Source organism: Roseicyclus salinarum, from assembly GCF_029624655.1.
Taxonomy (GTDB): Bacteria; Pseudomonadota; Alphaproteobacteria; order Rhodobacterales; family Rhodobacteraceae; genus Roseibacterium; species Roseibacterium salinarum.
The window spans coordinates 15,135-40,179 of record NZ_JARRSA010000034.1 but is presented as its reverse complement, the minus strand read 5'-3'; the positions used below and the strand labels follow the sequence as shown (position 1 = coordinate 40,179).

Annotated in this window: 24 protein-coding genes and 1 pseudogene; 12 read left to right on the top strand and 13 right to left on the bottom strand. The window is 68.5% G+C overall.

The window, feature by feature from the left end:
• A pseudogene (locus P6F26_RS17155) lies at positions 1 to 237 on the top strand (hypothetical protein); the annotation flags it as partial.
• A gap of 75 nt (positions 238 to 312) precedes the next feature.
• On the opposite strand, the gene P6F26_RS17150 reads toward P6F26_RS17155, so the two are convergent.
• The 9 genes from P6F26_RS17150 to P6F26_RS17110 all read right to left on the bottom strand — a co-directional run bounded on the left by P6F26_RS17150 (position 313) and on the right by P6F26_RS17110 (position 9,762).
• Positions 313 to 1,041, bottom strand: coding sequence for a gamma-glutamylcyclotransferase (locus tag P6F26_RS17150; RefSeq protein WP_278029933.1), 729 nt, complete (start codon positions 1,039 to 1,041; stop codon positions 313 to 315).
• Positions 1,042 to 1,283: 242 nt separating this feature from the next.
• Positions 1,284 to 1,925 (bottom strand): recombinase family protein, encoded by a 642-nt coding sequence (locus tag P6F26_RS17145; RefSeq protein WP_278029932.1) that lies wholly within the window; start codon positions 1,923 to 1,925, stop codon positions 1,284 to 1,286.
• A 950-nt stretch (positions 1,926 to 2,875) separates the two neighbouring features.
• Entirely contained in the window at positions 2,876 to 4,375 is a 1,500-nt protein-coding gene (locus P6F26_RS17140) for an amidohydrolase family protein (protein WP_278029931.1), read from the bottom strand.
• Positions 4,372 to 5,019, bottom strand: coding sequence for an aspartate/glutamate racemase family protein (locus tag P6F26_RS17135; RefSeq protein ID WP_278029930.1), 648 nt, complete (start codon positions 5,017 to 5,019; stop codon positions 4,372 to 4,374). Before P6F26_RS17135 ends, P6F26_RS17140 begins: the two co-directional genes overlap by 4 nt.
• On the bottom strand, positions 5,016 to 5,903 hold the full coding sequence (locus tag P6F26_RS17130; protein ID WP_278029929.1) for a polysaccharide deacetylase family protein: 888 nt from the start codon (positions 5,901 to 5,903) through the stop codon (positions 5,016 to 5,018). Before P6F26_RS17130 ends, P6F26_RS17135 begins: the two co-directional genes overlap by 4 nt.
• A complete protein-coding gene (locus tag P6F26_RS17125; protein WP_278029928.1) occupies positions 5,900 to 6,799 on the bottom strand; it encodes a polysaccharide deacetylase family protein in 900 nt (299 codons plus the stop codon). The genes P6F26_RS17130 and P6F26_RS17125 overlap by 4 nt, the downstream gene beginning before the upstream one ends.
• 47 nt (positions 6,800 to 6,846) lie before the next feature.
• On the bottom strand, positions 6,847 to 7,635 hold the full coding sequence (locus P6F26_RS17120; protein WP_278029927.1) for a BtpA/SgcQ family protein: 789 nt from the start codon (positions 7,633 to 7,635) through the stop codon (positions 6,847 to 6,849).
• Complete coding sequence (locus P6F26_RS17115; RefSeq protein ID WP_278029926.1) at positions 7,626 to 8,705, bottom strand: carbohydrate kinase family protein; 1,080 nt, start codon at positions 8,703 to 8,705, stop codon at positions 7,626 to 7,628. Before P6F26_RS17115 ends, P6F26_RS17120 begins: the two co-directional genes overlap by 10 nt.
• Complete coding sequence (locus P6F26_RS17110) at positions 8,650 to 9,762, bottom strand: SIS domain-containing protein (RefSeq protein WP_278029925.1); 1,113 nt, start codon at positions 9,760 to 9,762, stop codon at positions 8,650 to 8,652. Before P6F26_RS17110 ends, P6F26_RS17115 begins: the two co-directional genes overlap by 56 nt.
• A gap of 117 nt (positions 9,763 to 9,879) precedes the next feature.
• On the opposite strand from P6F26_RS17110, the gene P6F26_RS17105 reads away from it, so the two are divergent.
• From P6F26_RS17105 to P6F26_RS17085, 5 genes are all read left to right on the top strand, one after another.
• Complete coding sequence (locus P6F26_RS17105) at positions 9,880 to 10,680, top strand: DeoR/GlpR family DNA-binding transcription regulator (protein ID WP_278029924.1); 801 nt, start codon at positions 9,880 to 9,882, stop codon at positions 10,678 to 10,680.
• A gap of 161 nt (positions 10,681 to 10,841) precedes the next feature.
• Positions 10,842 to 11,891: an ABC transporter substrate-binding protein gene (locus P6F26_RS17100; protein ID WP_278029923.1), complete on the top strand. Its 1,050-nt coding sequence runs from the start codon at positions 10,842 to 10,844 to the stop codon at positions 11,889 to 11,891.
• Positions 11,888 to 12,967 (top strand): ABC transporter ATP-binding protein, encoded by a 1,080-nt coding sequence (locus P6F26_RS17095; RefSeq protein ID WP_278029922.1) that lies wholly within the window; start codon positions 11,888 to 11,890, stop codon positions 12,965 to 12,967. The genes P6F26_RS17100 and P6F26_RS17095 overlap by 4 nt, the downstream gene beginning before the upstream one ends.
• 8 nt (positions 12,968 to 12,975) lie before the next feature.
• The gene (locus tag P6F26_RS17090) at positions 12,976 to 13,899 is read left to right on the top strand and encodes an ABC transporter permease (protein WP_278029921.1); all 924 of its coding nucleotides are present in this window, start codon (positions 12,976 to 12,978) and stop codon (positions 13,897 to 13,899) included.
• Positions 13,896 to 14,714, top strand: a complete 819-nt coding sequence (locus P6F26_RS17085; protein WP_278029920.1) for an ABC transporter permease — start codon at positions 13,896 to 13,898, stop codon at positions 14,712 to 14,714. The genes P6F26_RS17090 and P6F26_RS17085 overlap by 4 nt, the downstream gene beginning before the upstream one ends.
• Before the next feature lie 156 nt (positions 14,715 to 14,870).
• On the opposite strand, the gene P6F26_RS17080 is transcribed toward P6F26_RS17085, so the two are convergent.
• From P6F26_RS17080 to P6F26_RS17070, 3 genes are all read right to left on the bottom strand, one after another.
• A complete protein-coding gene (locus tag P6F26_RS17080) occupies positions 14,871 to 15,905 on the bottom strand; it encodes a hypothetical protein (protein ID WP_278029919.1) in 1,035 nt (344 codons plus the stop codon).
• Between the two features lie 18 nt (positions 15,906 to 15,923).
• Entirely contained in the window at positions 15,924 to 16,304 is a 381-nt protein-coding gene (locus tag P6F26_RS17075) for a helix-turn-helix domain-containing protein (protein WP_278029918.1), read from the bottom strand.
• 287 nt (positions 16,305 to 16,591) lie between these two features.
• A complete protein-coding gene (locus P6F26_RS17070) occupies positions 16,592 to 16,777 on the bottom strand; it encodes a hypothetical protein (protein ID WP_278029917.1) in 186 nt (61 codons plus the stop codon).
• A gap of 234 nt (positions 16,778 to 17,011) precedes the next feature.
• On the opposite strand from P6F26_RS17070, the gene P6F26_RS17065 reads away from it, so the two are divergent.
• From P6F26_RS17065 to P6F26_RS17050, 4 genes are all read left to right on the top strand, one after another.
• Positions 17,012 to 17,791, top strand: a complete 780-nt coding sequence (locus P6F26_RS17065) for a class I SAM-dependent methyltransferase (RefSeq protein WP_278029916.1) — start codon at positions 17,012 to 17,014, stop codon at positions 17,789 to 17,791.
• Positions 17,792 to 17,965: 174 nt separating this feature from the next.
• On the top strand, positions 17,966 to 18,955 hold the full coding sequence (locus P6F26_RS17060) for a lysylphosphatidylglycerol synthase domain-containing protein (RefSeq protein ID WP_278029915.1): 990 nt from the start codon (positions 17,966 to 17,968) through the stop codon (positions 18,953 to 18,955).
• Positions 18,952 to 19,914 carry a glycosyltransferase family 2 protein gene (locus tag P6F26_RS17055; RefSeq protein ID WP_278029914.1) on the top strand — a complete coding sequence of 321 codons (963 nt, stop codon included), beginning with the start codon at positions 18,952 to 18,954 and terminating at the stop codon, positions 19,912 to 19,914. The genes P6F26_RS17060 and P6F26_RS17055 overlap by 4 nt, the downstream gene beginning before the upstream one ends.
• A complete protein-coding gene (locus P6F26_RS17050) occupies positions 19,907 to 21,610 on the top strand; it encodes a hypothetical protein (RefSeq protein WP_278029913.1) in 1,704 nt (567 codons plus the stop codon). Before P6F26_RS17055 ends, P6F26_RS17050 begins: the two co-directional genes overlap by 8 nt.
• Here the strand turns inward: P6F26_RS17050 and P6F26_RS17045 are convergent.
• Positions 21,600 to 22,895 carry a glycosyltransferase family 2 protein gene (locus tag P6F26_RS17045; protein ID WP_278029912.1) on the bottom strand — a complete coding sequence of 432 codons (1,296 nt, stop codon included), beginning with the start codon at positions 22,893 to 22,895 and terminating at the stop codon, positions 21,600 to 21,602. The genes P6F26_RS17050 and P6F26_RS17045 overlap by 11 nt on opposite strands.
• A gap of 198 nt (positions 22,896 to 23,093) precedes the next feature.
• Between P6F26_RS17045 and P6F26_RS17040 the strand changes: the two genes are divergently transcribed.
• Positions 23,094 to 23,948: a type II CAAX endopeptidase family protein gene (locus P6F26_RS17040; protein ID WP_278029911.1), complete on the top strand. Its 855-nt coding sequence runs from the start codon at positions 23,094 to 23,096 to the stop codon at positions 23,946 to 23,948.
• 39 nt (positions 23,949 to 23,987) lie between these two features.
• Entirely contained in the window at positions 23,988 to 24,998 is a 1,011-nt protein-coding gene (locus P6F26_RS17035) for a medium chain dehydrogenase/reductase family protein (protein ID WP_278029910.1), read from the top strand.
• Positions 24,999 to 25,045 lie beyond the last annotated feature (47 nt).

Genomic DNA, 25,045 nt, shown 5'->3' with positions numbered 1-25,045 from the left:
GGATTGATGCGTTTTCGTTGGCTTGCCCTTGCCTTGCTGATCAACATGCCGGGCAACACCGCCATCGGTGGCGGAGGCGGCATCGCCATGGCGGTCGGATACACCCGGACCTTCTCATATCCAGCTTTCCTGGCCTGCGTGATCTTCGCGGTGGCGCCGGTCCCGACCGTCGTCTTACTTGCAGAAGTCACGGGGTTCGGGGAGCGACTGAGCCAATGGATAGAACAACTCGTCTGAGGGGCTCGTCATTGTTCGCCACATTCCCGTCTGCGCAGGCGCGCCGATGACAACCGTTATAATGCGCCCGCGCGATCATGTGGGATTCCGGCGCAGGGCCTCCGTGGCGGCGTAGAGGTCCAAGACGTAGGGATCCTCAACGCCGAGGAATTCAAGGCGCTCGTGCAAGTCCGACAAGTAATCGAAATTGTCGCCAAAGACTCCCCTCGCGCGCGCAATCATGCTGGCCTGTTGTTCCAGGGGAATTCCGGGTTTGATGTCCTCGCACTCGCGGTTGGCCACAAAGCCCAGCGCTTCTATCGGCCCGGACGCGGTGTCCAGGTCGAGCCAGACAGAGCGATAGACAGGGGCAAGCATTTCGCGCCGGAACAGGACGAAGGTCTCGTGCTCGATTTTCTCCTGCGGAATGCGAAACGCGAGGCCCTGACACCTGCCGCCCTCGTCGATCGCAAGCATCAGACCCGGTTCTTCCTTCGACCCCCGGCCTCCGTCATCCCACAGGCAAAAGCTGCGCTGGTATCCAACGCAAAGAGCATGGCGGACCTCGTCGAACTCGAAGGACGGATCCCACATCAGCGAACCATAGGCAAAGACCCAGAGGTCTTTTTCCCTGTGGCCCTCCAGCCAACGTCGCCGGTCGGCTTCGCGGTCTTCGCAGGGAGTGCGCCAACCGGACGGAAATCCGGCTTTGGCTGCATGGGCGTCGAGAATGCTGATGTCCAGATCCCGGAAGAACGACTCCGCTGCGGGTTTGATCTTTCCTCGCAATTCGGGGTGATGGCGGAACGCATCGCGATTGCTCATGGAGTCACTCCGGCTGAGCCAATCGAGGCGGGGAGACATGGACTGGGCGCCAGTTTCGAAGCCGGTCGACCGTGAGTCAATGGCGGCAACGGGCTCACAGGGGCCGTTCGCTGCGCAGCGCACCTATGTCTGCTTCTGTACAGGTAACAGCCCTTGGAGCCCTTCATCATGCTTCCCAGTAATGCACGCAAATTCGCCGATCGGGTGGTGCACTCGAGTTCACCGAAGAGAGCGGGCCCGAATTAAGCGCTGTCAACTCTACGAAGCTCGGAGGTCTCGGAGTAGACAAACTTGTCCGATCGATCAACAGCGGTTGAGCTTTTGCTCGGTTTCGACGCCGCCAGAATCCGGTATACCGAGGCTCGACCTATGCCGAGCTCCCTCGCGATATCAGTCGGACCGGTTCCAGCCTCGTGGAGCGCTAGTACTTCCTTCGATCGGGCCAGAGCCGTCGGCTTGCGCCCTTTGTACTTCCCGGCCGCCTTAGCTTTGGCGATGCCCTCGCGCTGACGCTCAAGCATTATCTCCCGCTCAAACTCGGCAATGCCTCCGAGAACGGTAAGCATCAGCTTGCCCGTCGACGTGCTCGTGTCGATGTCCATCCCAAGAATTCGGAGTGCCGCGCCCTTCTTGTTAAGCTGCGCAACAACTTGAAGAAGGTGGGGCACAGAGCGCGCGAGGCGATCAAGGCGGGTGACGATCAGCGTATCGCCTTCCCTGATGTACTCGATAGCCTCGGCTAGACGTGTACGCGCTGCAGTGTCAACCGACGAGACCTGCTCCTCGAAGACCTTCTCGCAGCCAGCGGACCTAAGCTCCTCTCGTTGGGCTTCTAGCCCCGCCTTCTGATCCAGTGTTGAAGTCCGCGCATATCCGATGAGCACATGCAGCTCCTGTATCAATGATGTCTAAGACATAAAGAGGAACATCGTCTCAAAAGTCAAATGCTATTCATTTGGGACTCGCTGACGAGTATGGTGGCCTGTCTCACTAGAGCAAGCTCTATTGGTCCGATCGGAGAGGGGCCCAAAGTCTACTCAAGTGCGACGAAGCAGATTGCCTCGATGACCGCATGCTCTTGGTCATACCTATCGAAGCAACGCAGGAGGACGTTAGTTGAGGGAAGGCCACCCACTTGTGCATCGGGTCGAGTTGACCAGTGGCTAATGACGACGAGCCCCTGTCCATCAAACGCAGATGAAGAATTGACGAGATCATGACCCTGGCCGGCGGAGAGAGTCGCTGAGGTAGTACCTGGACTGCGAAACCATTGCGCGACCTCTTGAGCCAGAATGGGTTGGCCCGTCAGAAACATGAAGCAGCACGCCATGAGTGCTCGCTTCGCCGCCATTTTCAGTCTCTTGGCCACCGGTTTGCCCTCTCGATAGTTGAATGAATTTATGACGTTTCCTCCTGAGCTTATCGCTGGCCGGTCCGAAGGTCTGCAAGGAAGGCTTCCATGGTCAGCGAATGGGTACCGGTTTGGGTTTGACATTCTCGGTCCAAGTAATTGATCGGCCGTCAGGGGTTTGACGCGCCAGACACCCACAAGTGCTTCAAATTCCTAGATTAGCGACGGATTGAAAATCCTCGTGTCGGTGGTTCGATTCCGCCCCCGGGCACCACTTTTCCGACTGGAAACGAACGCATTCCGCGCCAGGGCGCCAGGGTTCTGCCGCGCGCGTCGTCGTGTCTGGCTTGACGTCCTTCTTGCCGAGAAACTGGTTGCGCGCATCCTGACGACGCAGGCGATGAGCGCACCGTTTTCGACCGCAGTCGTCGAGCCGCTTCTGGCCTCGTGTTTCTTCGCAGTGTCCCATGAGGCGCCCGTCGCCTATCTCACCGGCCAGTCGCGGTAGAAACGCGCCACGGGGTCGATGAGGCGGCGGGACAGGGCGCGGAGCTTCGCTTCCTGTGGCGTGTCGGGGCGTTGGAGGTCGATCGCGACCGACTGGAGAACGCTGTCGCGATCGACGCGCGTGAACCGGCCTTCGTCGTAGACGATTTCGCCTCCGATCAACACCGTCGCCACGGCCCCCGCCCGGGCGCGGCGGACGAGCACGTCGACCAGCGGCATCTCGGGATCCTGCCACGGCCATGTGACGGCGCGCCAGTCCAGCAGCACGATATCGGCCAGAAAGCCGTCGGCGAGCTGCCCGATACTGCCTCGGAACGGCGTGGTCGCCGCGCCGTGTTCGGTGGCCATCCTCAGGATCTGCGCGGCCTCCGGGTGGGGGGCGTCGTGACCGGCGGGGCGGTGCAGCGTCAGCGCGAGGCGCATTTCCTGCAGCATGTCGCGGTCGTCGTTGAGGCCAGCCTCGTCGATGCCGAGGGCGACGGGCACGCCGCTTTGCAGGAACGCGGCAAGGTCGGCCGTGCCGCTCTTGAGCCGCAGGTTGGAGGAGCAGTTGTGGCACAGGCACGCACCGCGCTCGGCCACCAGCGCGAGGTCGTCGGGCGTCATCCAGACGCCGTGGCCGATGGTCAGCTGCGGACCGATCAGGCCGAACCGGTCGACATGCTCAAGCGCCGAACCACCGGTGCGGCGGCGCGCGTATTCCTTCTGATACGGGGTTTCGAGAAGATGCATGTGCATCGGCGCGCCCGTGTCCCCGGCAATGCGCGCGGCGCTTTCCAGCGCGGCGTCCGACAGCCAGTGCAGGTTCGAGGGCGCGATCTGGATGCCGATCAGCGGGTCGTCGCGATACCGGTCGCGCAAGGCGTGGAACACCGCGATCTGGTCCTTCAGCGGAAGGCCGAACCCCGCGAGGTAATCGGCCGCGGGCTTGCGGAGGTCCGCAGGCAGGGATCTCACGAAGTCCTCGTCGGCGGCGTAGATCATCCGGTTCTGGTCCCGCAGCGCGAAGGAGTAGCTCGCCCGCATCCCAAGCTCGCGATAGGCGCCCACGATCTGGCCCGCACGTGCCAGGACGGCATCGACATCGCCGGGCGCGCGGCTGTGGAGGTGCTGGACCGTCGTCACGCCCGAGGCGATCATCTCGAGCGCCGAGTAGAGCGTGTCGAGCCTCGGGTCGACGTCGCGCATCACGAGGCGTTCGGGAAACCACAGCTCCAGCGGCTGATCGCGCGCGCCCATCTGGAACGGCGTCAGCCCGACATGATGGTGCGCGTTGATCAGGCCGGGGATCGCCACGCGCCCCTTGCCGCCCGTCTCGGGCAGGCCACGGTTCTGCTGCCTGAGGAGCTTGGCGGGGCCGATCCCGGCGACGCGGTCGCCCTCGACGAGAATGGCGCCGTCCTCGATGATCCGGGTGCGGCCGTCGGGGTCGAAGCCGGTCAGGATATGATCGGCTGTGACGAGATGGCGCTTCATGGCGAAACTCCTGCGGTCAGGCGGCGGAGGCTGAGGCGGACGGCGGCCGGCAGGGGCTCGATCAGGGGGACGGCTGCGGATGCCGCGAGATCCCGCGCGGCCTCGGCCAGTGGACCGCCGCCGATCACGATGGCCTCCGCGCCGGCCTCGGCGGCGGCGATGCACGCGGCGTCGAGCGCCCGGCGCAGGGCGTCGGCGTCAGCGGTCAGGGCGACCGGGTCGCCGGGGGTCGTCCATGTGCCGATGAAGGCGTCGTGGCCGTGACGCGCGGCCGTCTCGGCGATGCGTTCGCGAAGCCTCGGTGTCGTCGTCACCACGGCGAAGCGGCGTCCGCCCTGTGCCGCCTCGGCCATGCCCGCCTCGGCGATGCCCGTCACCGGGATCGAAAGCCTTGCGCGCAGCTCCGAGAGGCCGGGATCGCCGAACGCCGCCACGATCACGGCCCTGGCCCGCGCCATGCCGGTCGCGAGCGCGGCCACCGCCTCGGCCGCCCGGTCGAGTTCCGCGGGCTCGGTGATCAGGGTTGCGCCGAAGGCGGCCGTGAACCCTTCGATCCGCTCGGCCGGGCCGGCCGTTTCGCCGGCGATGCGCACCATCGTCGCGGTGACGGATGCCGAGGTATTGGGATTGATCAGCGCGATCATGCCGGGAACGCCGCGTCGAAGGCCTCGGCGATGTCGATGCGACGGGCAAGGCAGATGCGATCGCGACGCCTGTCCAGCTCGGCCAGGATCCGTTCGAAGGCCTTGAAGCGGCCGGGGCGGCCTGCGATGCGCAGGTGAAAGCCGATGTTCAGCAGGCGCGGCAATCCGCGCGCGGCCTCGGCCTCGAGGACATCGAGGGCGTCGGCCACGTAGTCCACCATTTCGGACGCGCGCACGAAACCATTGGGATGAAAGAACTTCATGTCGTTCGTATCGAGCGCGTAGGGAACCACGACCAGACCCGATGCGTCGCGATACGGCACGTCGTCGTCGAACCCGTTCGACGTGTAGAGATACCCGCGCTCGGCCAGAAGGGCCCGTGTCCACGGGCTTTCGGCGCCACGGCAGAAAAAGCCGCGCGGCGCGCTGCCGGTCGCCGCAGCGATCGCCTCGGCGGCCCGGTCGAGATCGGCGGCCTCGGCGCCGGGGGTGTCGTAGTCGGCATGTGGGCGCCACAGCCAGCCGTGGCACGCCGTCTCATGCCCTTCCTCGGCGAACATGCGCAGGACGGGTGCGGCGCGCTCTGCCGCCCTGCCGCAGGCGAAGATCGTCGCGGGCACGTCGTGGCGGCGCAACGCATCGGCCATGCGCCACGCACCGGCGCGGGTGCCATAGGCGAAGATCTGCGCCTGTCCCGGATCGGCCTTGCCGTCGGGCACGACCGAAATCACCTCGCCCAAGCGCTCGCTCGCGGGATCGCCGTCGAGCACCTGCTGCTCGGCGCCTTCCTCGAAGTTGACGACCACCGAGACGGCGAGCCGCGCGCCGCCGGGCCAGACGAGATCGGGCCACGCTCCGCCGTATCCGATCAGGTCGCGGCTCATGCGGGCGACCCGGACGCGAAATCCGCAGGGCAGGGCCGGCGCGTCCACTCCGGCAGCCCGATCGCGCCCCGCCACGCGCGCGCGATGTCCGCCCGGGATGCGAACCACGCGCCGTTCGCGCGCAGCGCATGGTCGAGGAACATCTCCAGCCCTCCGATCCGCGCCGGCCGGCCTATGATCCGCGTGTGAAGCCCGATGGACAGCAGCCGCGGCGCGCGCTCGGACTCGGCCAGCAACCGGTCGAAGGCGGCGATGCAGTAGCGGGCGAAATCCTCGGCGAACACGAATCCGCCGCCGTTGTAGAAGCGCATGTCGTTGGTATCGAACGCATAGGGCAGGACCACATGCGGCCCCTGCGCGGTATCGACGGTATAGGGGATGTCGTCGTTGTAGGCGTTGCTGTCGTAGAGAAAGCCGCCCTGTTCGACCAGAAGCGCGCGCGTGTTCGGAGAGGTGGCCGATCTGGTGTGCCAACCAAGCGGCGGGGCGCCCGCGATCCGGTCGATGGCGGCCACGGTTCGGGCGATGGCCGCGCGTTCGGTCGCCGCGTCCATGCCCGCGTGACGTTCCCAGCGCCAGCCGTGCGCCGCCACCTCGTGGCCGTCGCCCACGGCCTCCGTCGCGATCCATGGCGTCGCTTCCAGCGCGCGCCCGCAGGCATTCAGCGTTGCGGGAACGCCCCTGTCGCGCAACGCGGCCCGGATCCGGGGCCAGCCCGCGCGGGGTCCGTATTCGAAATGGCTCTCCATGCAGGGATCGGGTGCGCCGTCGACGCGCTCGACCGCCTCGTAGATATGCTCGTTGCGCTCGTCGCCGGCGGTCAGGGTCAATTCGGCCCCTTCTTCGACATTGACGACGACCGAGACCGCAAGGCCCGCGCCATTCGGCCAGCGCATGGATGGCGGGGCGCCCGCGTATCCGGCGAAGTCGCGGCCCCCGGCCGTCATGCCGGCACCCGGACGGCATCCATGAAACGTCGGCAGAGATCGGGATCCCAGCACTTCAGGTCGCCCGGACCCGCGTTCCGCCGCATCAGCGCGCTGCTGACCACCACGCCGTCCGATGCGGTCAGCGCCTCGGCGACGTTGGCCTCCGTCACCCCGCCGCCGATCAGGACCGGCCGCCGCACGCCCGCGGCGCGGACCGCCGCGATGCGCTGAAGCGTGTCCGCGAAGCTGCTTCCGGTCACGACGAGGCCGTCCGCTCCGGTCTTGACCGCCCATTCCGCAGCGAAGGGCTGGCTTTCGCCGGACATCGGAACCGCGGTGCGGTCGTGCACGTCCGCGAGAAGGGCGATCCCGGCGCGCCCAAGGGCGGCCCGGTGGGCGACCGCCTCGGCGCCCAGGCCACTGCGCGGTCCCTGCGCGGTCATGGCGCCGCCGACGAACACCTTCAGTCGGACGAAATCGGCCCCCGCGGCGTCGGCAACCGACAGGGCCGCGGACGGGTCATGCGCCTCCACGATGATGCCGAGACCCACACCGGGCACCTCGGCGCGGATCAGGCGGGCCAGCGCCGCCATCCGCGCGAGCGTGTCCGGCGCGGCCGCGCCCTGCGTCCTGGTCTGGTCCTGCAGCTTGATCCACGGGATGCCGGCCTCGGCGAAGATGCGGGCGTTGGTGATCGCGTAATCCTCGTACCAGGACACCGAGAGGTGACGGTTCAGTGCGAAATCCGGGAGGTGAAGCGCGGCGATGACGGGTTTCGATTTCTCGAACAAGGTCAATGACATGGGTTGCAATCCTTGTGCAATGCGGCGCGCGTCGCGTCTCTGTCGGCGGGCAGCGCGCCCGCGGCTCCGAAGCTTGAGACGACCCGTGCGGCGGAAATCGCGCCGAAGCGGGCCGCCTGCACCGGGTCCCCGGTTTCGACGAGGCCGGCGAGGAAGCCTCCGGAAAAACTGTCACCGGCGCCCGTGGGGTCTCGCGTCTCGACGTGGTGCACCGGAACCGTCACCGGCGCACGGCTCGCGCGATCCCAGACCAGCGCGCCTTCCGGCCCCATCTTGACCGCGACCGCGCCGGGGCAGCGGCCTGCGAGCACCGCGATCGCGTCGGCCGGATGTGCGCCCGGTACCAGCGCCCGAAGCTCCACCTCGCTGGGCAGGAAGGCGTCCAGCCGCGACAGAATCGGGCCGATGGCGTCCAGACCCGCCTCGGCGAGCTGCCAGCCCGGATCGGCGGTGATCGTCGTTCCGTCGCGGGAAAAGAGATCGAGCATCTCCGCAACGACCGATGGCGCGCTCGGGGCGAGATGCACGCCCTTCACGGCACGCCAGCTTTCCGGCACCTGTGCCGCGCGCAGGGGATGGCGCTCGCGGAATTCCGAATAGCCGATCTCGCCAAGGGCGCGGCGGGCCTGCAGGACGGCGCGCCATTCCGCCGTCTGCGCGGGGGTCAGACGATCCGTCGGAAATCCCGCCTCGGCCAGCGCATCGCCGGGCGCCGTGAGCCCTTCGTCGCGCCGCCCGTCACCATCGTAGAGGAACCAGCTTCCCGCCGACAGCGCCTGCTCGGACCAGGCGACGCCGGCGAGGTCCACCCCGCCGGCCCGCAGCCGCTTCAGCACGTCGGGCGGATAGGTCGACACCGCGCAACTCACCAGGCCGACCCGCGCCACCCACGCCAGCGCGCCCACGGCGGAGTAGGCGCCGTTGCCGCCCGCCTGATCCAGCGCCACGGTGCCGTCCGCGGCGACGACGTTGTCGACCGTCAGACCACCGACAGTGACCAGGTCGGGGATCACGTCACAGGCCCAGTCGGGGCGCCCCGAGGCCGAGCGCGTCGCGTTCCACCGCGGCATGATACCCGAACAGGTGCAGCGGAACGCTGTAGACGATGGGCGCGGTGGCGGCAGGGACGCGCGGCAGGTGCCAGGCCACGTCGACGATTTCGGAGATCTCGGTTTCGCCCTCGGGCACCAGCGCCACGCAATAGCCGTCGCAGCCGCGCGACATGATCGCCGTCTCGAGGGCGCGCGCATGGCTGGCCTCGTCGGCGGCGACCATGAACATCGCATCGCCGGCCTTCTGCGTGCGGTAATGGTGATATTCCTCGAGCGGGAAGGAATAGGCGTGGATCGGCGCCAGTTCCTTGAGCTTGGCCGCACCGAACTCGGCCGGCGCGAAGAACGGCCCCGCGCCGGTGGTCAGCACCAGGTCGGCACGCGCGAGGTGTTTCGCGACCGCCTTGGCCGGGTCGTAGAACTTGCGCGCGACGGAATCGACCTGCTCGGGCAGCGCCGCCAGCGCCGCCTCCAGCGCCGAGGCGTCGCCCCCCTTGGCCTTCTGCACCGAGGCGGCCATCGCGAGCATCAGGGCCATCGCCGCCGTGCTCGACTGCGTGGGCCATCCGCCGCGCGTCGCGCGAATGTGCAGCGCGCCGGGCGACTGTTCCATCAGGGGCGATCCCAGCGTGTTCGACAGGCCCACCGTGTAGGCACCCTTGGCGGCCGACGCGGTCAGCCCCTCGATCACGGGCTCGGTCTTGCCGGAGGAACTCAGGCCGATCACGACCGTCTCGCCGTTGATCGTGTGCAGGCCGTAGGCTGCGAAATCGAACGCCTCGATGGGTTCGCAGGGGGCGCCCAACGCCTCTTCGATGGCCGGGCGGACGCCGTGTCCCACGATCCAGCTGTCGCCGCATCCGACGGTGACGACGCGCCGGATCGTGCGTCCGGCCAGATCCCGCCCGATGGCGGCGAGCGGCTCGACATTGGCCGCGAGCGTCGACCGGATCGCGTCGCCCTGCGCCATCATTTCCTTCTCGGTCAGCGCCACGCGGCGGAAGCGCTCGGGGTCGCCGGCGGCGTCCGAGGAGGATTCGCGCCGGATTTCGTTGATTCTCTGCTCGATGCTCATGTCGCTCCCCGTAAGTGGCTTGTAGAAACGGTGCGGCGGGACGAAAGATATGGCATGCCGCGCTGGCTTTCGGTATTTGTCATTATGGAAAAAAACGCAAGCGTAATGAAGGTGGGCATGATGGATGATGGGATCGGAGGGCCGTTGCCGCCCCGCCAGCAGCGCATTCTCGAGATCCTCGACCGGGAGCGCTCCGCCGAGGTCGTCCAGCTGTCCGAGGCGCTCGGGGTCTCTGCGGTCACGATCCGATCGGACCTCGACGCGCTCGAACGGCGCCGCCTGCTGCGCCGAATCCGCGGCGGGGCGATGGCGATCCAGTCGGCTCGATTCGAGCGGCCGATCGATCTGCCGAGCCAGAACTTCACCGACGAGAAGAAGCGCATCGGCGCCCTTGCGGCAAGCATGGTGCGCAGCGGCGAGACGGTGATCCTTGATGCGGGCACGACGACGCTGGCCATGGCGATGGCGTTGCCGGTCGATCTTCGCGATCTCGTTGTGATCACCTCCAGCCTCGATATCGCGATCGCGCTGGAGGAGCACCCAGGCGCTTCCGTCGTCGTGACGGGCGGGAGCCTGAAGAAAACCGGGCGGAACCTCCGCTCGCGGTCACTGGTGCCGCCCTTCGCGTCCCTGCTGCTGGAGCAGCTGAACGCCGACTGCGCCTACCTGTGCTGCGCGGGCATCGACGTGGAGCGCGGCTTCACCAACGCGCACTTCGAGGAGGTCGAGGTCAAGCGGGCGATGCTGACGGCGTCGCGCCGTGCGGTGATGCTGGGCGACCGCGGCAAGATCGGTCACGTCGCGGGCGCCCGGATCGCCAGCCCGCGCGAGATCTCGATCCTCGTCACCGACCGCAAGGCGGCGCCCGCCGACGTCGCGGCCATCGAGGCGGCGGGGCCGCAAGTCCTTCTGGCGTGACTCCAGCTGCCGCTTTTTCCGGCGTCCGGCTTCCTTCGCGGGCAGGGGAGGTGGATATTCGCGTGGTTTCGAATTTTTTTCTTGCGAAGAATTATGAAAGCGTTCTTGCTGGTGTCACACGCTGGGCATCCGGCGGAAATGAACCAGACAGGGAGTAAACCATGAAACTGACCCGAAGAACCGTGCTGGGCGGTCTGGCCGCAACGAGCGCGCTCTCGAGCCCCACAGTCCTGCGGGCGCAGACCCGTGAACTGGTGATGGTCGGATACGGAACGGAATCCGATGCCCCGCTCATCGCGGCCGGAGAAGAACTCGGCCGCCGCAATCCGGGCGTGTCGCTGCGCGTCATCGGCGGCCTGTCCGCCGAGGCGCTGGCGCAGATCAAGGCGGCGCGCGGCAACTCGCCCTACGACCTCGCCGTGATGGGCTCGCCCGCGATCATCAACGCCCTTGCCGAGGACGTTCTGGTTCCGCTCGATTTCTCGCAGATCCCCAATGCGGCCAACGTCGATCCCAAGTTCCCGTCCTACGGCTACGACGTCGGCCAGCCGATCTGGTTCGAGGGGATCGGCGTCGCCTACGATACCACGCGCGTCGCCACGCCACCGCGGCGGTGGGAGGACCTGTGGAGCGGGGAATACAACGGCAGGATCGGAATGTGCCGTCCGCAGTCGAACCTCGGCCTTGGCGTTCTGGCGGCGACCAGCGAAGCCTTCGGGATGCCGCAGGACGACATGGAATTCGCCCTCACCAAGTGGATGGAGCTCGATCCGCTCGTGGGCCGGTCGCCGCCGCTCCTGCAGCAGATGATCGAACGCGGCGAGGTCGATCTGGCGCCGCTTTGGCACGTCAACTCGGCGCTCGCGGCCTCCTCGGGGCTGCCGATCGGGTATACCAAGCTCATGGGTCCCGGACCTCTGATGCTGCCGACGAACATCGTGCATTTCGTCAACACGCAGGACGGCACCGCCGATCTCGTGCACGAGTTCACCGACATCCTGCTCACGCCGGAAATCCAGTCCATGGCCGGCAGCGCGCCGATATATTTCGGCACCGTCGTGCAAGGCGTGGAAGTGGCCGAGGAGGCCGCGCCCTACGTACCGTCCACGCCCGAGGAACTTGCAACCACAACCTCGCTCGACTGGCCGTCCTTCGCGCCGCTGCGCGGCCAGACCGTGGAGACCTTCGACCGCATGTTCGCAGTGCAATGATGCAGGAACGGCCCGATCTTGTGACAAGGTCGGACATCGCGGCCCCGGTGCTTCGCATCGGGGCCGTGTCCAAGCGGTTCGGCGCCGTGACCGTGCTCAAGGACTGCTCGCTTGACGTGGCGGAGGGCGAGATCGTCACCCTTCTGGGCGCGTCGGGCTGCGGAAAGACCACGCTGCTGCGTTGTATCGCCGGGTTCTGGGATGCCGAGCGGGGCAGCATCGAGATCGACGGGCAGGACATGGGCGCGCTGCCGGTCAACCGCCGCCCCGTCGGCGTCGTCTTCCAGAGCTACGCGCTGTTTCCGCATCTCACCGTGGCCAGCAACGTGGGCTACGGCCTGCGGATGCGCGGCGTGCCGCGGGCCGAAATCGACGCGCGCGTGGCCGAGGTGCTGGCCACCGTCTCGCTGTCCGACTTCGCCGACCGCTATCCCGCCCAGCTTTCGGGCGGCCAGCAGCAGCGCGTCGCGGTGGCGCGCGTTCTGGTGCTTCAGCCGCGAGTCCTGCTGCTCGACGAGCCCTTCAGCGCGCTCGACGCGAAGCTGCGCGGCACGATGCAGGTCGAGTTGCGGCAGCTGATCAAGCGGCTTGGCCTGACCGCCATCTTCGTCACCCACGACCAGGACGAGGCGCTGACCATGTCCGACCGCATCGCCGTCATGCGCGATGGCCGGATCGAGCAGGTCGCCGCGCCGGACACGGTTTTCGACCATCCCGCCACCGCCTACGTCGCAGACTTCATCGGCACCTCGAACTTCTGGCGCGCGACCGCGAAGGGCGGCGCCGTGACCTTGCCCGACGGACAGACCGCCCGCACCGAACTGTCGGGCGACGTGCAGGTCATGACACGCCCGCACAATCTGCGCATCGCCCCCGAGGAGGACGGTCCCTGGCGCGGCCGCGTCGCGTTTCACCGGACGGTCGGCGCACTGATCGAGTTTCACGTCGAGACGCCCGATGGCGCCACCGTGCAGGTCGTGTCCATGCGCCAGCACCGGCTGCGCCCTCTCCAGGCCGGAGCGGCCGTCAGCCTTTCGGTGATCGACCCGGCCTATTGCGCCGTGTATCCGGTCTGATGGCTGGCATGGCGCAGGCATCGGGGATCCCTCGCGCGGGCCTGGTCGAACGGGTGACGGACAGGCTTTTGTCGGGCCGCGGAATCTGGCCGGCGGTGCCGGCCATCCTCGTGCTGACGGTCGTGGCGGTGATCCCCTTCGCGATCCTCTTGTCGCTGGGCTTTTCGGACATCGAGGTCTCGCGCGGCGCGATCGTGTCGCAGACCTTCTCGCTCGGGCACCTGACGAACGCGCTGGGCGATCCGCTCTACTGGACGACGTTCCGGCGGTCGCTGACGCTCGCGCTCAACACCACCGCACTTTGCCTGCTGTTCGGATACCCGGTCGCCTACCTGTTCCTGATCGGCGGGAAATGGACGCGGCGGTTGATCCTCGTGCTGACCATCGCACCGCTGCTGACCAGCGGCATCGTCCGCACCTATGCCTGGCTCGTGATCCTCGGGGGGCGCGGGGTGGTCAATTCCACGCTGATGAACCTCGGGCTGATCGATGCCCCCCTGCGCATCATGAACACGCATTGGGCGGTGCTGATCGGCATGGTCCAGATCCACCTGCCGGTCATGATCCTGCCGCTGATCGCCGTCATGAGCCGCCATGACGGGCGGATCGTCGAGGCGGCTGCCAATCTCGGCGCGAGCCATCTCGCCATTCTGCGAACCGTCATCCTTCCGCTCAGCACGCCGGGCATCGGGACGGGCGCGGCGCTGGTGTTCACCTTGAGCTACACCACGTTCGTGGTCCCGCAACTGCTGGGCGGCGGAAACTACCTCAACGCCGCGACGATGATCTACGAACAGGTCGTCTACTCGCTCGAATGGAGCAAGGGATCGGTCAGTTCGCTGATCCTGATGGTGACATGCCTGATCGTGCTCGTGGCCATCGCGCTTGCCACCAACGCGGCCACCGCGTGGACGAAAGGGCGCGAGGGATGATCCGCAAGCTTCGCACCGCGTCGCCCGGCGACATTCTGGGCATCGGCCTGATCCTGTTCGTGGCCGTGCTGTCGCTGGTTCTGCTGATCGCGCCCTCCATCATCGTGGTCATCATTTCCTTCGACACGAGGGCTTACGTCAGCTTCCCGCCCGAGGGCTTCACGCTGCGGTGGTACGCGGAGGTCTTCGAGCAGACCGACCTCGTCGCCGCGATGTGGACGAGCCTGAAGGTCGGCCTGATGGTCACGGCACTCTGCGTCGTGCTGGGCGTGCCCACGGCACTGGCCTGCGTGCGGGGCCGTTTCCGAGGCAGGACCGCGCTTTCGGTCTTCGTGCTGGTGCCGCACATGGTGCCCGGCATCGTGCTTGGCGTCGCGGTCCTGTTTGCCGGTGCGCTGGTGGCGGTGTCGCCGTCCATCTGGCTGCAATCGATCTCGATCGCGGTCTTCATCATGGCGGTGATGGTCCGCACGGTGCAAAGCCGTCTCGTCCGTCTCGACGCATCGCTCGAGGAGGCGGCCACGAACCTCGGTGCGGCCTCGTTCCAGAGCCTGCGGACGATCACCTTCCCGCTCCTGCTGCCTGCCATCCTCGCGGGCGCCGTGTTCACCTTCGTGGAGGGCTTCGACAACCTGTCGGTCGCGATCTTCACGCACGGGTTCGACGACCGCCCGCTGCCCGTCGAATTGCTGGCGCTGGTGCAGTTCACCTCCACGCCGCTCGTCGCCGCCGTGTCGGGCGTTCAGATCCTGCTTGCGATCCTGGCGCTTGTGGCGGTGTCCATGAGCATCGGCCTCGACAACGTGAACGAGTGACGGCGGGCCGGGGGGCAGGGCAGGCCGGGGCTGGCCTGCGCCTCGGGTGATCTGGAGGGCGGGCCGGTGCCCCTTGGCACCGGCCCCTATCCCGGCGTCCTCTTGCGCCACGCATCATCCCGACCCTTCGGGCGTCAGGTCGTCGCGGGGCGCGCGTCACCATTCCAGGTCGGGATCGGTTCTCACCGGGCGCGCCGCCGTCGCGGCGCCGGGTCCGATGGGTATCGGCGCGCCGGTCTTCACGTCCAGCGAACCCGGAAGCGTCGCGCCGGTCTTCATCTTGAAGATCGACGCCGCCGATTTCAGTCCGGCGAGCGGCTTGCCGCCCTCGAGGCTGGCCTGATCCTTGCCGTAGTGCTCGAACCACGGCATTCGGGCGGCGCTGTAATCGGCGGCCGAGGGGGGCTCGTTGGGCGCTGGCGCGCCCGTGATCGCCTTCCAGTCCTTCGCGTGCACCAGTGTGACGAAGACCCGGTCGGCTGCGGCGGCGTCCCAGTCGTCGAGCGTGAAGGGATCGCGGTGCACCGTCTGCCGCATCCGCCCGCCGGGCGCGAGACCAATCTTGGACCTGGGGAGCAGCATCCTCACCGGGGAGGCGTCGAGCAGGGTTTCGCGCCGTTCCCATTCCTCGCGCCGCTTCCGCCAGACGTCCCGTTTCAGAGGAACCACTGAAATCTGGAGGCCGCCCCAATCGGCCGCGCCGGTCAATTGTTCTTCTGCCGAATACCCTTCGCCCAGCGGCATCGCGACGAATTGCCGGATCACGCCCTTCTCCACGGCGAATCCGTCGAGCCATGGCTGGTTAGGCGAGACGACATAATCCTGCGGGTCCCGGTGCAGGCCGCCACGCCAGGGCTCTCCTGTGACGGCATTGATCTTCCCGGCGGCGATCTTGATCGCGACGGGGAAGGGCAGACCATAATCAGGGCCTTCGTTGCGGAAATTCAGCCACATCGCCTCCGCCTGCCACATCGGAAGGATGACGCCGCCGCGCGATGTCGTGTCGCCGGGCAGGCTGTCGGCGTGGTCCTCGACATGGCGGATCGGGAACCGGCCGAGGCCCGGGGGCAGGGGATAGGTCTCGTCGCTGTCGGGAATGCGCAGCGTGCGCCGGAAATCGATCGAGAAGCTGGCATCCTCGTCGATCTGCGGAAAGCGGAAGACGAGGCGGTCGTTTTCGAGCGTTGGCATGACATTCTCCTTGTCAGGTTACCAGGTGCCGTCACGGACGTCCCGGACGATGCGAAGCACGGCATTGTCCGGCATGGTCTTCAGGGATCGGATCAGCTCGGCGAAAAGCCGAGGACGCGCGAGGATCGCCGCGCGCAGGTCCGACGATATCTTTCCGGCGAGCGCGAGCAGGACGTCGGGATCCTCGCCCAGATCGGCGGCCAGCCGGATCAGCGTCTCCTCGCCCGGCGGCGCGACATCCCCCCGCTCCACGCGCGAGAGATAGGCGGGGGTGACGCCGCAGCGCATCGCGACCTTTCTCAGCGAGAAGGCCGGGTCCTCTGCGGCCCTGCGTTCGCGGGCGCCGCGCAGGTAGTCACCGAAGCCTTGGATGTCTTCCGTCGAGCGTGTTCGTTGCATGTTGCCTAGATAGGCAACACAAAGGGTCTTTCAAGAGCGCAAGCGCAATCGGCCAGCCGGAGCCGAACTTGCGCGCCGGAAACGTGCCTCCGCACCTCGCCTCGGGTCGCGTCCCGGCCCTGGGCGGCCGGCAGTTCCGCAAGGTGTCATCGGTGCGACGGGGCGCTGGCGACCCATCGTGTTGCGGTCCGCGTCGCGCCGGTCGGGCACGCTCAGGAAGATCGCGAGGATCACCGCGAGGTATCGCCGTCGCCGATGTCCGCGTCATGCCCGCCGTCGAGCCGCGCCTAAGGGATCGCGATGCGGACGGCCGCGACGCAGATCATGACGACCGACGAAAGGACGCCTGCGATGTAAAGGACCGGGACGGGCAGTCCCGTGAGCGGCGAGATGTTGTTCCAGTTCGCCACTGAACGCTGCAGGGCGCCCCAGAACGGCAGGGCGAGAAGCCGCCCAACCCGTCGCGCGGCCACGGAAGGGTCGGGGCTTGGCCGTTTTCGCACCGCCTTGGACGCCCGGACGGGTTCGGCGTGGTCTGTCGGGCACAGGACACGGCGGATAGGCTGCGCTTCCGCGTCCAAACGGCCCGAAAGAAGCGACTTGTTGCCATAGTAGAGACAAATATTCCGTGCCAGATGGTCGTGATGGGGACCGGGGGCCTTCCGGGCGGTGGACCCGCGGGCGTGTGCAGGCAACGAGTGGGCGACATGGTCGAGGCTTTGAAATACCGGATCCGGTCCTGGGAACGCGCCGGGCGCCATCCCGCGCTGACGCGGGCCGCGACATTCCTGTGGCTGTCCTTTCAGAACGCGCGCGACAGGCTTTTCATGGGCCGCGTCCGGGATGCGATCGCGCGTGACAAGGTTCCCGGAAATCCCGACGGCGCGGTGCGCGCGGTCTGCGAGGACGCGCTCGGCGCGGGGATCCGGCCGATGCAGTGCCCGCGCGAGCTTGCGGCGCTGATCGGCGAGGTCGATGCGGCGCGCCCCCGGAGCGTGCTGGAGATCGGCACCGCGCGGGGCGGCACGCTGTTCCTGCTGTGCCGTTTCGCGGCGCCCGACGCCACCATCGTCAGCGTCGATCTGCCCTACGGGCGCAACGGCGGCGGCTATCCGCGCTGGAAGGAGCGCGACTATCGCGGCTTTGCCCGCGACGGCCAGGCGCTGCACCTGCTGCGGGCGGATTCCCACGCGCAGGCCACGGTTGCGGATGTCGCCGCGCTGGGCGGCGAGCGCGGCTTCGATTTCATCCTGATCGATGCGGATCACTCCTACGAGGGCGTCAGGCGAGACTACCTCAACTATCGCCCGCTTCTGGCGGAGGGCGGGCTTCTTGCGCTGCACGACGTCCTGCCCAACACGGGCGACCCCTCGATCGACGTGAACCGCTTCTGGATCGAGCTTGAGAATGACCCCGGCGTAAGGACCGAAACCATCGTCACGGACCCCGATCAGGGCATGTATGGCATCGGCCTCGTGCGGGGCTAGGCATGGGGCACCCGGGCGCGCCGTCCGGAACGCCGGCAAGGAGCGAAGTGGCACAGTGGCCGACAGGAGATTGACCGCAGGCGAGCCGCGCGAGGCGCGGCGGGGAAGGGGGGCGGCCCGTCCGCGCCGGCCCCGCGCCGCGTCGCGGTCCCGGCTTCCGGCAGGGGGCGCGCGATGATCCTCGCGCGGCGCGCGGCAGGCGTGGCGGCCTCGACCGGCCTCGGCCTCTTTCTCGTCTGGCTCCTGTTCTCGTTCCTCCCCGTCTCACCGGGCGAGGCCGTCGTCGCGGCCCTTTCGGCGCCGCCGTGGCTCTATGCCGTCGTCACCTGCCTCACGCTGGCCAACCTCGTGGTCGGCGCGCTCAAGTGGCAGGTCGCGGCCGACCACCTCGCGCAGCCCGTGCGTCGGACCGGCTTCCTGCGGCGGGTGGAGCTGACGAGCCTCGGTGAATTCTTCGGGCAGCTCATTCCCGTCCAGCTCAGCACCCTGCTGGTGCGGTGGGTCCTTCTGGACCGCGAGGTCCGCGCCTCGGGCTATGTCGCGCGCGCGACCATCTTCGAGCAGGCCTTCGATCTCATCCTCGTGCTTTCGGGCAGCGTCGCCGCCATCGCCGTGATCGGCTTCGACCTCGCCGCCGGGCCCGCCGTCGCCACGATGGCGGCGATGGTCGCGGCCAGCCTTGTCGCGCTGCGCGCGTGCCTGCGCGGCGGCGAAAGGCTCCTGCGGGCGCTCGACCGCCGCGGCGTCCGCGCGGGCGGGTTTGCGGCGGCGGCCGACGGCTTCGCCCATGCGGCGGCTGCCCCGGCCGCGGTGCTTGCGACGCTCAGTCTCTATTCGCTCCTGCGCCTCGTCCTCGTGGCGCTCCGCGCGGGCGCGGTGCTGGCCGTCCTCGCGCCGTCCACGGCCATCTGGCTGGTGTTCGTCGCCTCGCCGCCGATCGCGCTTCTGACTTCGTTGCCGATCGCGCCCGCGGGCCTGGGGATGGCCGAATGGAGCTGGAGCGCGGTGCTTGTCCATGGCGGGACGGCGGCCTCGGTGGCGGCGGTTGCGGCACTTGGCGTCCGGCTGACCAACATGGTGGCGCTGTGCGTCATCGTGGGCGGCCTGACGCTTCTGCGCCGGATCGGGACCCGCCGTGCCGATGCGAGGGGATCGGGGGCATGAGCGGGCACGGCACGCCATGGCTGAGCGTCCTGATGCCCGTCTACAACGGCGCCTCGATGCTGCGCGCGACGCTGTCCTCGGTCGCGGACCAGGCCGAGGGGGTCGAGGTGATCCTCGTGGACCAGGGCTCCACCGACGGGAGTGCCCGGATCGCGGCCGAATTCGCGGACCGCATCGACCTCAGGCTCGTGGCGGCGCCCGAGAACGAAAACTGGGTGCAGAACACGAACCTCGCGCTGAGGCTTGCGCGGGCCCCGCGCGCGACGCTCCTGCATCAGGACGATCTCTGGCGGCCGGGTCGTGCCGCGCTTCTGCGGCGCATGTTCGCCGCGCATCCCGACGCGGCGCTCTGGCTGCACGGGGCGGATTACGTGGACGGCGAGGGCCGCGTCATAGGCCGGCAGGCCCCGCCGCTGGGCGCGCGGCGGAGGGCCGTGGCCGCCTCCGAGGTGTTGTCCCTCCTGATGGTGCAGAACACCGTCGCCCTTCCCGCCGCGGCCTTCCCCGTGGCCGCCGCGCGCGCGATGGGCGGGCTCGACGAGGGCCTTTGGTATACCGCGGACTGGGATTTCTGGCTGGCGCTGGCCGGACGGGGCGAGACGGCGTGGGACCCCGCGCGCGGCGTGGCCTTCCGTCTGCACGGCGGCTCGCTCACGGTGTCGGGCTCGGCCGACCTCGCGGACTTCGCGGCCCAGCTCGACACCCCGCCCGCGCGCCACGCCGGCGCCCTCGCCCCCGAGGCGCGGGACAGGGTCCTTGCGATGGCGCGGGCGTCGAACACGGTCAACCTGTGGCTCGCATCGGTCTTCCACGGCAGCCGTGGCCCGGTCTGGCCCCCGATCTCGGCGTTCCTGTCGCTCGGGCCGCCCGCCTGGCTGCCGTTTCTCTCGCGCACGAGGCTCGTCCAGCGCGTGCGCCCAAGGCTCCGGCTGATGGGAAGGAGGCGGGCGGATGGCTGACGCGGGCCTGCGGCGCGACCGCCCGCGGCCGGCAGCGGCCCCCTGGCGCGTGGCGGCCTTCCTTGCGGCCTCCCTGCCCATCGGCCTTCTGTTCGTGGCCTCGGGTCTCGTGTCCACCGGGGCGGATGCGAAGGCCTACCTTGTCAGCCTCCACCTCTTCGTGGCGCAGGACATGTGGGCCGGCCCCCTCGTCGCGGCGCTCGTTCTCATCGCGGCATGGAGCGGCCTTGGCGCGCCATGGCCGGAACGCGTGCCGCGCGGGGGCGTCGCGGCCCTGGCGGCGCTGGCCGCGGGGCTGGTCGTCGTGCTGCGGTTCCTCGCCCTTCACAACTACAATGCAACGGCGGACGAGTTCTTCCCGCTCTTCCAGGCCGAGATCTTCCGGGGCGGCAACCTGCTCGCGCCGCTGGGAGACGAGGCGTTCGCGCTGCGTGGCGCGCTTCAGCCCTACTTCACCTATGTGGACGCGCAGCATCAGTTGTGGTCGCAGCATTACCGACCCGTCCACGCCGCGATCCTGTCGCTGTTTCCAAGAGGATACGAGGTCGCGATCGCCCATTCGCTGCTGACCGGCGGGACGGTTCTCGCGATGGCGAGCGTCGCGCGGCGGCTGTTCCCCGACCGGCCCGGCGCGCCGCTTCTGGCCGCCTGCCTGCTCGTCGCCTCGCCGCAGGTGCTGCTGACGGCGGCCTCGGGCTTTTCCTTCGCCACGCACCTCGCGTTCAACACCGTCTGGCTCGCGCTGTTCCTGAGGGGGACTTGGGCCGCCCATGTCGCGGCGGCGGCGGTAAGCTTCGTCGCGCTCGGCATCCACCAGGTCCACGTCCACACCTTCTACGCCCTCCCTTTCGGCGTCGCGATGCTGCTGGGGCATTTCGGAAGCCGCTGGAAGGCGTTGCCCTACGTCGCGGCCTTCGCGGTCGGCATTCCCTTCTGGATCACCTGGCCCGAGATCGCAACCTGGATCCAGACCGGCGACGCGAGCGTGCTGCCACGCGCCCTGATGGAGGTCGAATACCTGTCGAATTACGCCGCGCGCACGGCGGACGGCGTCGGGCAGCTCGACCGTCAGTTCTCGCTCGTCTTCCTGTTCGTCAACATCTGGCGCTTCGTGCTCTGGATGTCGCCCGCCGTCGTGCTGCTGGCGCTGGTGGCGCTCGCCGCGCCGCGCCGCATGGGCCGCGTGCCGCTGATCGCCGCGCTGGGCATCGCGTTCAACGTCGCGATCGCGCACCTCATGCTTCCCAACCAGATGTTCACCATCGGCTCGCGCTACTACCACTCGTCCATCGGCAGCCTCGTGATCGTCGCGCTGGCGGGCTATTACGCCGTCGCGGACGATCCGCGCCTTCGGCGCATCGCGGTTTCGCTGGCGCTGATGGGGGGGCTTTTGCTGCTGCCGTGGCGGGCGTGGCAGCTTCACCAGCAGGTCGCTCCGCGCGCCGCGATCCAGGCGCAGCTCGACGCCCTGCCGGTGGACAGCATCGTGATCCGGGCGCGGCCGCTGTGGTTCGCCTCGGATTTCGTGCGCAACGACCCCTACCTCGCGGGCGGTCCGGTCTACTACGCCGATCGTCCCGATGTGGCCCTGCCGCCGAGGGGCGACGGGACGGTGGCGCTCCTGACCGGGGAAGACCTGATCGGGATGGTGGGCCTGCGGACCGGAAGCTACCTGTTCCCCGACTTCACGCGCTAGGATCGCGAAGGACGCGCCCCTCGGCGCCGGTCCATTGCGCGGCCCTCGACCCCGCGGGCGAGCGGTCGTGGCGCGCGACAGTCAGGACGTCGGAATGGCTCAGCCGGTTGCCGGCCACGATCGACATGAAGAACCCGCCGAAGCAGACCTGGCAGCCCGTGACCACGAGCGTGCTTGCGGCCACGAGGCCCCGGATCTGGTCGAGCGCTCCGAAGCCCGAGGCGATCCACCCCCCGACGATGGCGAAGGCCCAGACCGCGCCCATCGCAACCAGCGCGCCCCCGCCCAAAAGCCATGTGCCGAGCGAGGAGAACGACAGGACGCGCCGCGCGCGCCCCGAGACGGGCAGGTAGCCCGACCGGTAGCCCAGCAGCATGGCCGCGTAGCCCGCGATGAAGGTCTGCGTGGACAGCACCACCGAGGCGCTCGCCATGATCGCCCAGTGGTCGCCGATGCTTCCCAGCCGCCCGACGCGCACCATCGTGGCGTCGGGATTGACCAGCAGCACCGCGAAGATCGCCGTCCCGAACATCAGCAGAAGCGCCGCGGGCGCGAAGAACAGCCAGGAGGGCGACAGCATGAACATGTAGAACAGGTGTCGCAGCCCGTCCCGCCACGGGCTGAGGTGGGGCGGTCGGCCACGGCCGTCCGGCGACAGCGTGCAGGGCACCTGGTCGATGCGCACGCGCTGCAGGGCAGCCTTCAGGACCATCTCCGAGGCGAACTCCATCCCGTCCGAGGACAGCCGCAACCGGTCGTAGGTCGACCGCCGGATCGCGCGAAGGCCGCAATGGCTGTCGCGCACGGGCGTGCGGAACAGCAGCCGAAGGATGCCCGAAAGCGCCGGGTTGCCGATGTAGCGGTTCTTCCACGGCATGGCGCCGGGCTTGATCTCGCCGTCGAAGCGCGAGCCCATGCAAAGCTCCGCGCCGTCCATGAGCGCCTCGACCATCGGGACCGCTTCGCGGAAATCGTAGGAGCGGTCGCTGTCGCCCATCACGAGGAACCGCCCGTGCGCGGCCCGGAACCCTCCGCGCAACGCGGCGCCGTAGCCCTTCTCGTCCACGTCGATCACGCGCGCGCCGGCGGCTGCGGCAAGCGCCTGGCTGCCGTCGCTGCTGCCGTTGTCGGCGATGATGACCTCGCCGCGCAGGCCGCGGCGTTCCTCCAGCGCGGCCAGCGCCTCGCGGGCGTCGGCCACGCAGTCCGCCACCGTGGCCGCCTCGTTCAGGCAGGGCATGACGATGGAAACGTCGACGCGCGGTACCGCTCTTGCGTCATCCATTGGACAGACCTCGGGTTGGCTGTTGCTGCGAGATGCCCCGCAACAGACCCAAGAAATGCGGCACGAAATGGGCGCGCGGCCGGTTTATGGGTGACGTGCGCGACGGGCCCCGTCGCGCGCCGTCCTCTTGATCGAAATCATGGTCCGTGCGCCGCCACGGGCCTAGCCTCGACGCGTGTTACTGCAAAGGAACGGCGCATGTCATCGTCCGGTAACGAGTCCGCCCCGCGCGTGCCGACGCGCGCGATCGTCGCTTTCGCCCTCGGCACCTTCGCGATCACCTGGAGCATCCTCTGGGGCTACATCCTGTTCCCCGCGACGGCCTCGCGCCTCTTCGGAGAGTTCTCCGGCAGCCATCCCCTGTACTTCGTGGCCACCTGGGCGCCGGCCATCGCCGGGCTCGGCGTCGTTCTGGCCTTCACCGGGCGCGCGGGGCTCCGGGCGTTCCTGTCGCGGCTCGTGATGTGGCGCTGCGCGCCCGGCTGGTGGGCGTTCATCCTGCTCGGCCTGCCGCTGGTCTTCATGGCGGGCTCCCTCGCCAAGGGCGGGCCGCTACTTGCGCCGCTGCCGCCCGAGGGGGCGGGGCCGATGTTCGCGGTCATGGCGATGATGCTGTTTCTCGGCCCCGTGGAGGAGCTTGGCTGGCGCGGCGTGGCGCAACCCCTCCTTCAGCGGCACATGGCGCCCGTCTTCGCCGGCGCGCTGATCGGGGCGGCATGGGGGGTGTGGCACCTTCCGGCCTTCTTCCTCGCCGGCGTCGTCTTCGCCGACTGGAACTACCTGCCGTTCTTCATCGGCAACGTGACGCTCGCGATCCTCGTCACGCCGATCTTCAACAGCGCGCGGGGAAGCCTGCTTCTGCCGATGCTGTTCCACTGGATGCTCATCAACCCGTTCTGGCCGGACGCGCAACCGTTCGACACGTGGATCCTCGTCGCCGTGACCGCCGTCGTGTGCCTGTGGAAGCGCGACGAGATGTTCACGCGGAAGTCGGCCGAGACCGAGGTCGTGCCGGCCGCGGCCCGGGGCGGCCTGCGCGCGGCACGCGCGTAGCGAACCGGCGTCCCGACGCCACATGCATGGAAGGCGATCATGAGCTGGAGACGTGTTGTCATCACAGGGTTCGGCGGCCCCGACCGCCTCGCGATCGAGGAGGTCGCAGACCTGCCCGAACCGCGGGAGGGCGAGGTCCGTGTCAGGGTCCTCGTGACCAGCGCGGCCTTCACCGACGTGATGATCCGCAAGGGCATGTATCCCGACGTGAAGGAGAAACCGCCCTTCAGCCCCGGCTACGACATGGTGGGCATCGTCGATGCGGCGGGCCCCGGCGCCACCCGGTTCAGTCCGGGCGACAGGGTTGCGGACCTCACGACGATCGGGGCCTGCGCCGAGTATGTCTGCCTGCCCGAGGCGCGGCTCGCTTCCGTTCCCGAAGGTCTGCCCGACGTGGAGGCGCTTGGCATGATCCTTTCGGGGGTGACGCCCTACCAGATGCTTTACCGGGTCGCGAAGATGAAGTCGGGGCAGAGTCTGCTGATCCACGGGGCGGGTGGGGCGGTGGGCACCACGATGCTTCAGCTCGCGCGGGATGCCGGGATCGTGGCTTACGGCACCGACATCGCCTCCAAGCACGCGCTGATCCGAAGCCTCGGCGCGGTTCCCATCGCCGCCGGCGCGGTCCCACAGGAGATCGCGGCCGCGACGGGCGGCGGCGTCGATGCGGTCTTCGATCCGCTCGGCGGCGACAGCCTTTCGCCATCGTTCCACGCGCTCGCGCCGGGCGGGATCCTCGTCGCGTTCGGCTTCGGGAACGAGGTGATGGGGCGCGGCGGGTCGATCCCGGTGGATTTCGTGAAGCTGAAGCTCTGGGACTGGCTGCCGAACGGGCAGGCGACCGCCTTCTACTCGATCGGCGCGATGCGGCGGCGGCATCCCGGCTGGTTCCGCGAGGATCTGGCCGCGCTGTTCGCGCTTCTGACGGCGGGGCGCATCGCCCCCGTCGTGGCAGAGGTCCTGCCGATGGACCGGGTTCGGGAAGCGCACGAGAGGATCGAGGCGGGCGGGGTCGCGGGAAAGCTCGTCCTGCGCGTCTCCGAGCCCTGACCGCGCCATCCTCGCGCGCCTGCCCCCTTGGCCGTGCAGGAACCCTC

Excerpts from the sequence above, each read along its gene's own strand:
- P6F26_RS17150 (WP_278029933.1), bottom strand. The coding sequence starts at position 1,041 with ATGAGCAATCGCGATGCGTTCCGCCATCACCCCGAATTGCGAGGAAAG.
- P6F26_RS17140 (WP_278029931.1), bottom strand. The coding sequence starts at position 4,375 with ATGAAGCGCCATCTCGTCACAGCCGATCATATCCTGACCGGCTTCGAC.
- P6F26_RS17135 (WP_278029930.1), bottom strand. The coding sequence starts at position 5,019 with ATGATCGCGCTGATCAATCCCAATACCTCGGCATCCGTCACCGCGACG.
- P6F26_RS17130 (WP_278029929.1), bottom strand. The coding sequence starts at position 5,903 with ATGAGCCGCGACCTGATCGGATACGGCGGAGCGTGGCCCGATCTCGTC.
- P6F26_RS17125 (WP_278029928.1), bottom strand. The coding sequence starts at position 6,799 with ATGCGCTGGCCGAATGGCGCGGGCCTTGCGGTCTCGGTCGTCGTCAAT.
- P6F26_RS17120 (WP_278029927.1), bottom strand. The coding sequence starts at position 7,635 with ATGTCATTGACCTTGTTCGAGAAATCGAAACCCGTCATCGCCGCGCTT.
- P6F26_RS17115 (WP_278029926.1), bottom strand. The coding sequence starts at position 8,705 with ATGCCGCGGTGGAACGCGACGCGCTCGGCCTCGGGGCGCCCCGACTGG.
- P6F26_RS17110 (WP_278029925.1), bottom strand. The coding sequence starts at position 9,762 with ATGAGCATCGAGCAGAGAATCAACGAAATCCGGCGCGAATCCTCCTCG.
- P6F26_RS17105 (WP_278029924.1), top strand. The coding sequence starts at position 9,880 with ATGATGGATGATGGGATCGGAGGGCCGTTGCCGCCCCGCCAGCAGCGC.
- P6F26_RS17100 (WP_278029923.1), top strand. The coding sequence starts at position 10,842 with ATGAAACTGACCCGAAGAACCGTGCTGGGCGGTCTGGCCGCAACGAGC.
- P6F26_RS17095 (WP_278029922.1), top strand. The coding sequence starts at position 11,888 with ATGATGCAGGAACGGCCCGATCTTGTGACAAGGTCGGACATCGCGGCC.
- P6F26_RS17090 (WP_278029921.1), top strand. The coding sequence starts at position 12,976 with ATGGCGCAGGCATCGGGGATCCCTCGCGCGGGCCTGGTCGAACGGGTG.
- P6F26_RS17085 (WP_278029920.1), top strand. The coding sequence starts at position 13,896 with ATGATCCGCAAGCTTCGCACCGCGTCGCCCGGCGACATTCTGGGCATC.
- P6F26_RS17080 (WP_278029919.1), bottom strand. The coding sequence starts at position 15,905 with ATGCCAACGCTCGAAAACGACCGCCTCGTCTTCCGCTTTCCGCAGATC.
- P6F26_RS17075 (WP_278029918.1), bottom strand. The coding sequence starts at position 16,304 with ATGCAACGAACACGCTCGACGGAAGACATCCAAGGCTTCGGTGACTAC.
- P6F26_RS17065 (WP_278029916.1), top strand. The coding sequence starts at position 17,012 with ATGGTCGAGGCTTTGAAATACCGGATCCGGTCCTGGGAACGCGCCGGG.
- P6F26_RS17060 (WP_278029915.1), top strand. The coding sequence starts at position 17,966 with ATGATCCTCGCGCGGCGCGCGGCAGGCGTGGCGGCCTCGACCGGCCTC.
- P6F26_RS17055 (WP_278029914.1), top strand. The coding sequence starts at position 18,952 with ATGAGCGGGCACGGCACGCCATGGCTGAGCGTCCTGATGCCCGTCTAC.
- P6F26_RS17050 (WP_278029913.1), top strand. The coding sequence starts at position 19,907 with ATGGCTGACGCGGGCCTGCGGCGCGACCGCCCGCGGCCGGCAGCGGCC.
- P6F26_RS17045 (WP_278029912.1), bottom strand. The coding sequence starts at position 22,895 with ATGGATGACGCAAGAGCGGTACCGCGCGTCGACGTTTCCATCGTCATG.
- P6F26_RS17040 (WP_278029911.1), top strand. The coding sequence starts at position 23,094 with ATGTCATCGTCCGGTAACGAGTCCGCCCCGCGCGTGCCGACGCGCGCG.
- P6F26_RS17035 (WP_278029910.1), top strand. The coding sequence starts at position 23,988 with ATGAGCTGGAGACGTGTTGTCATCACAGGGTTCGGCGGCCCCGACCGC.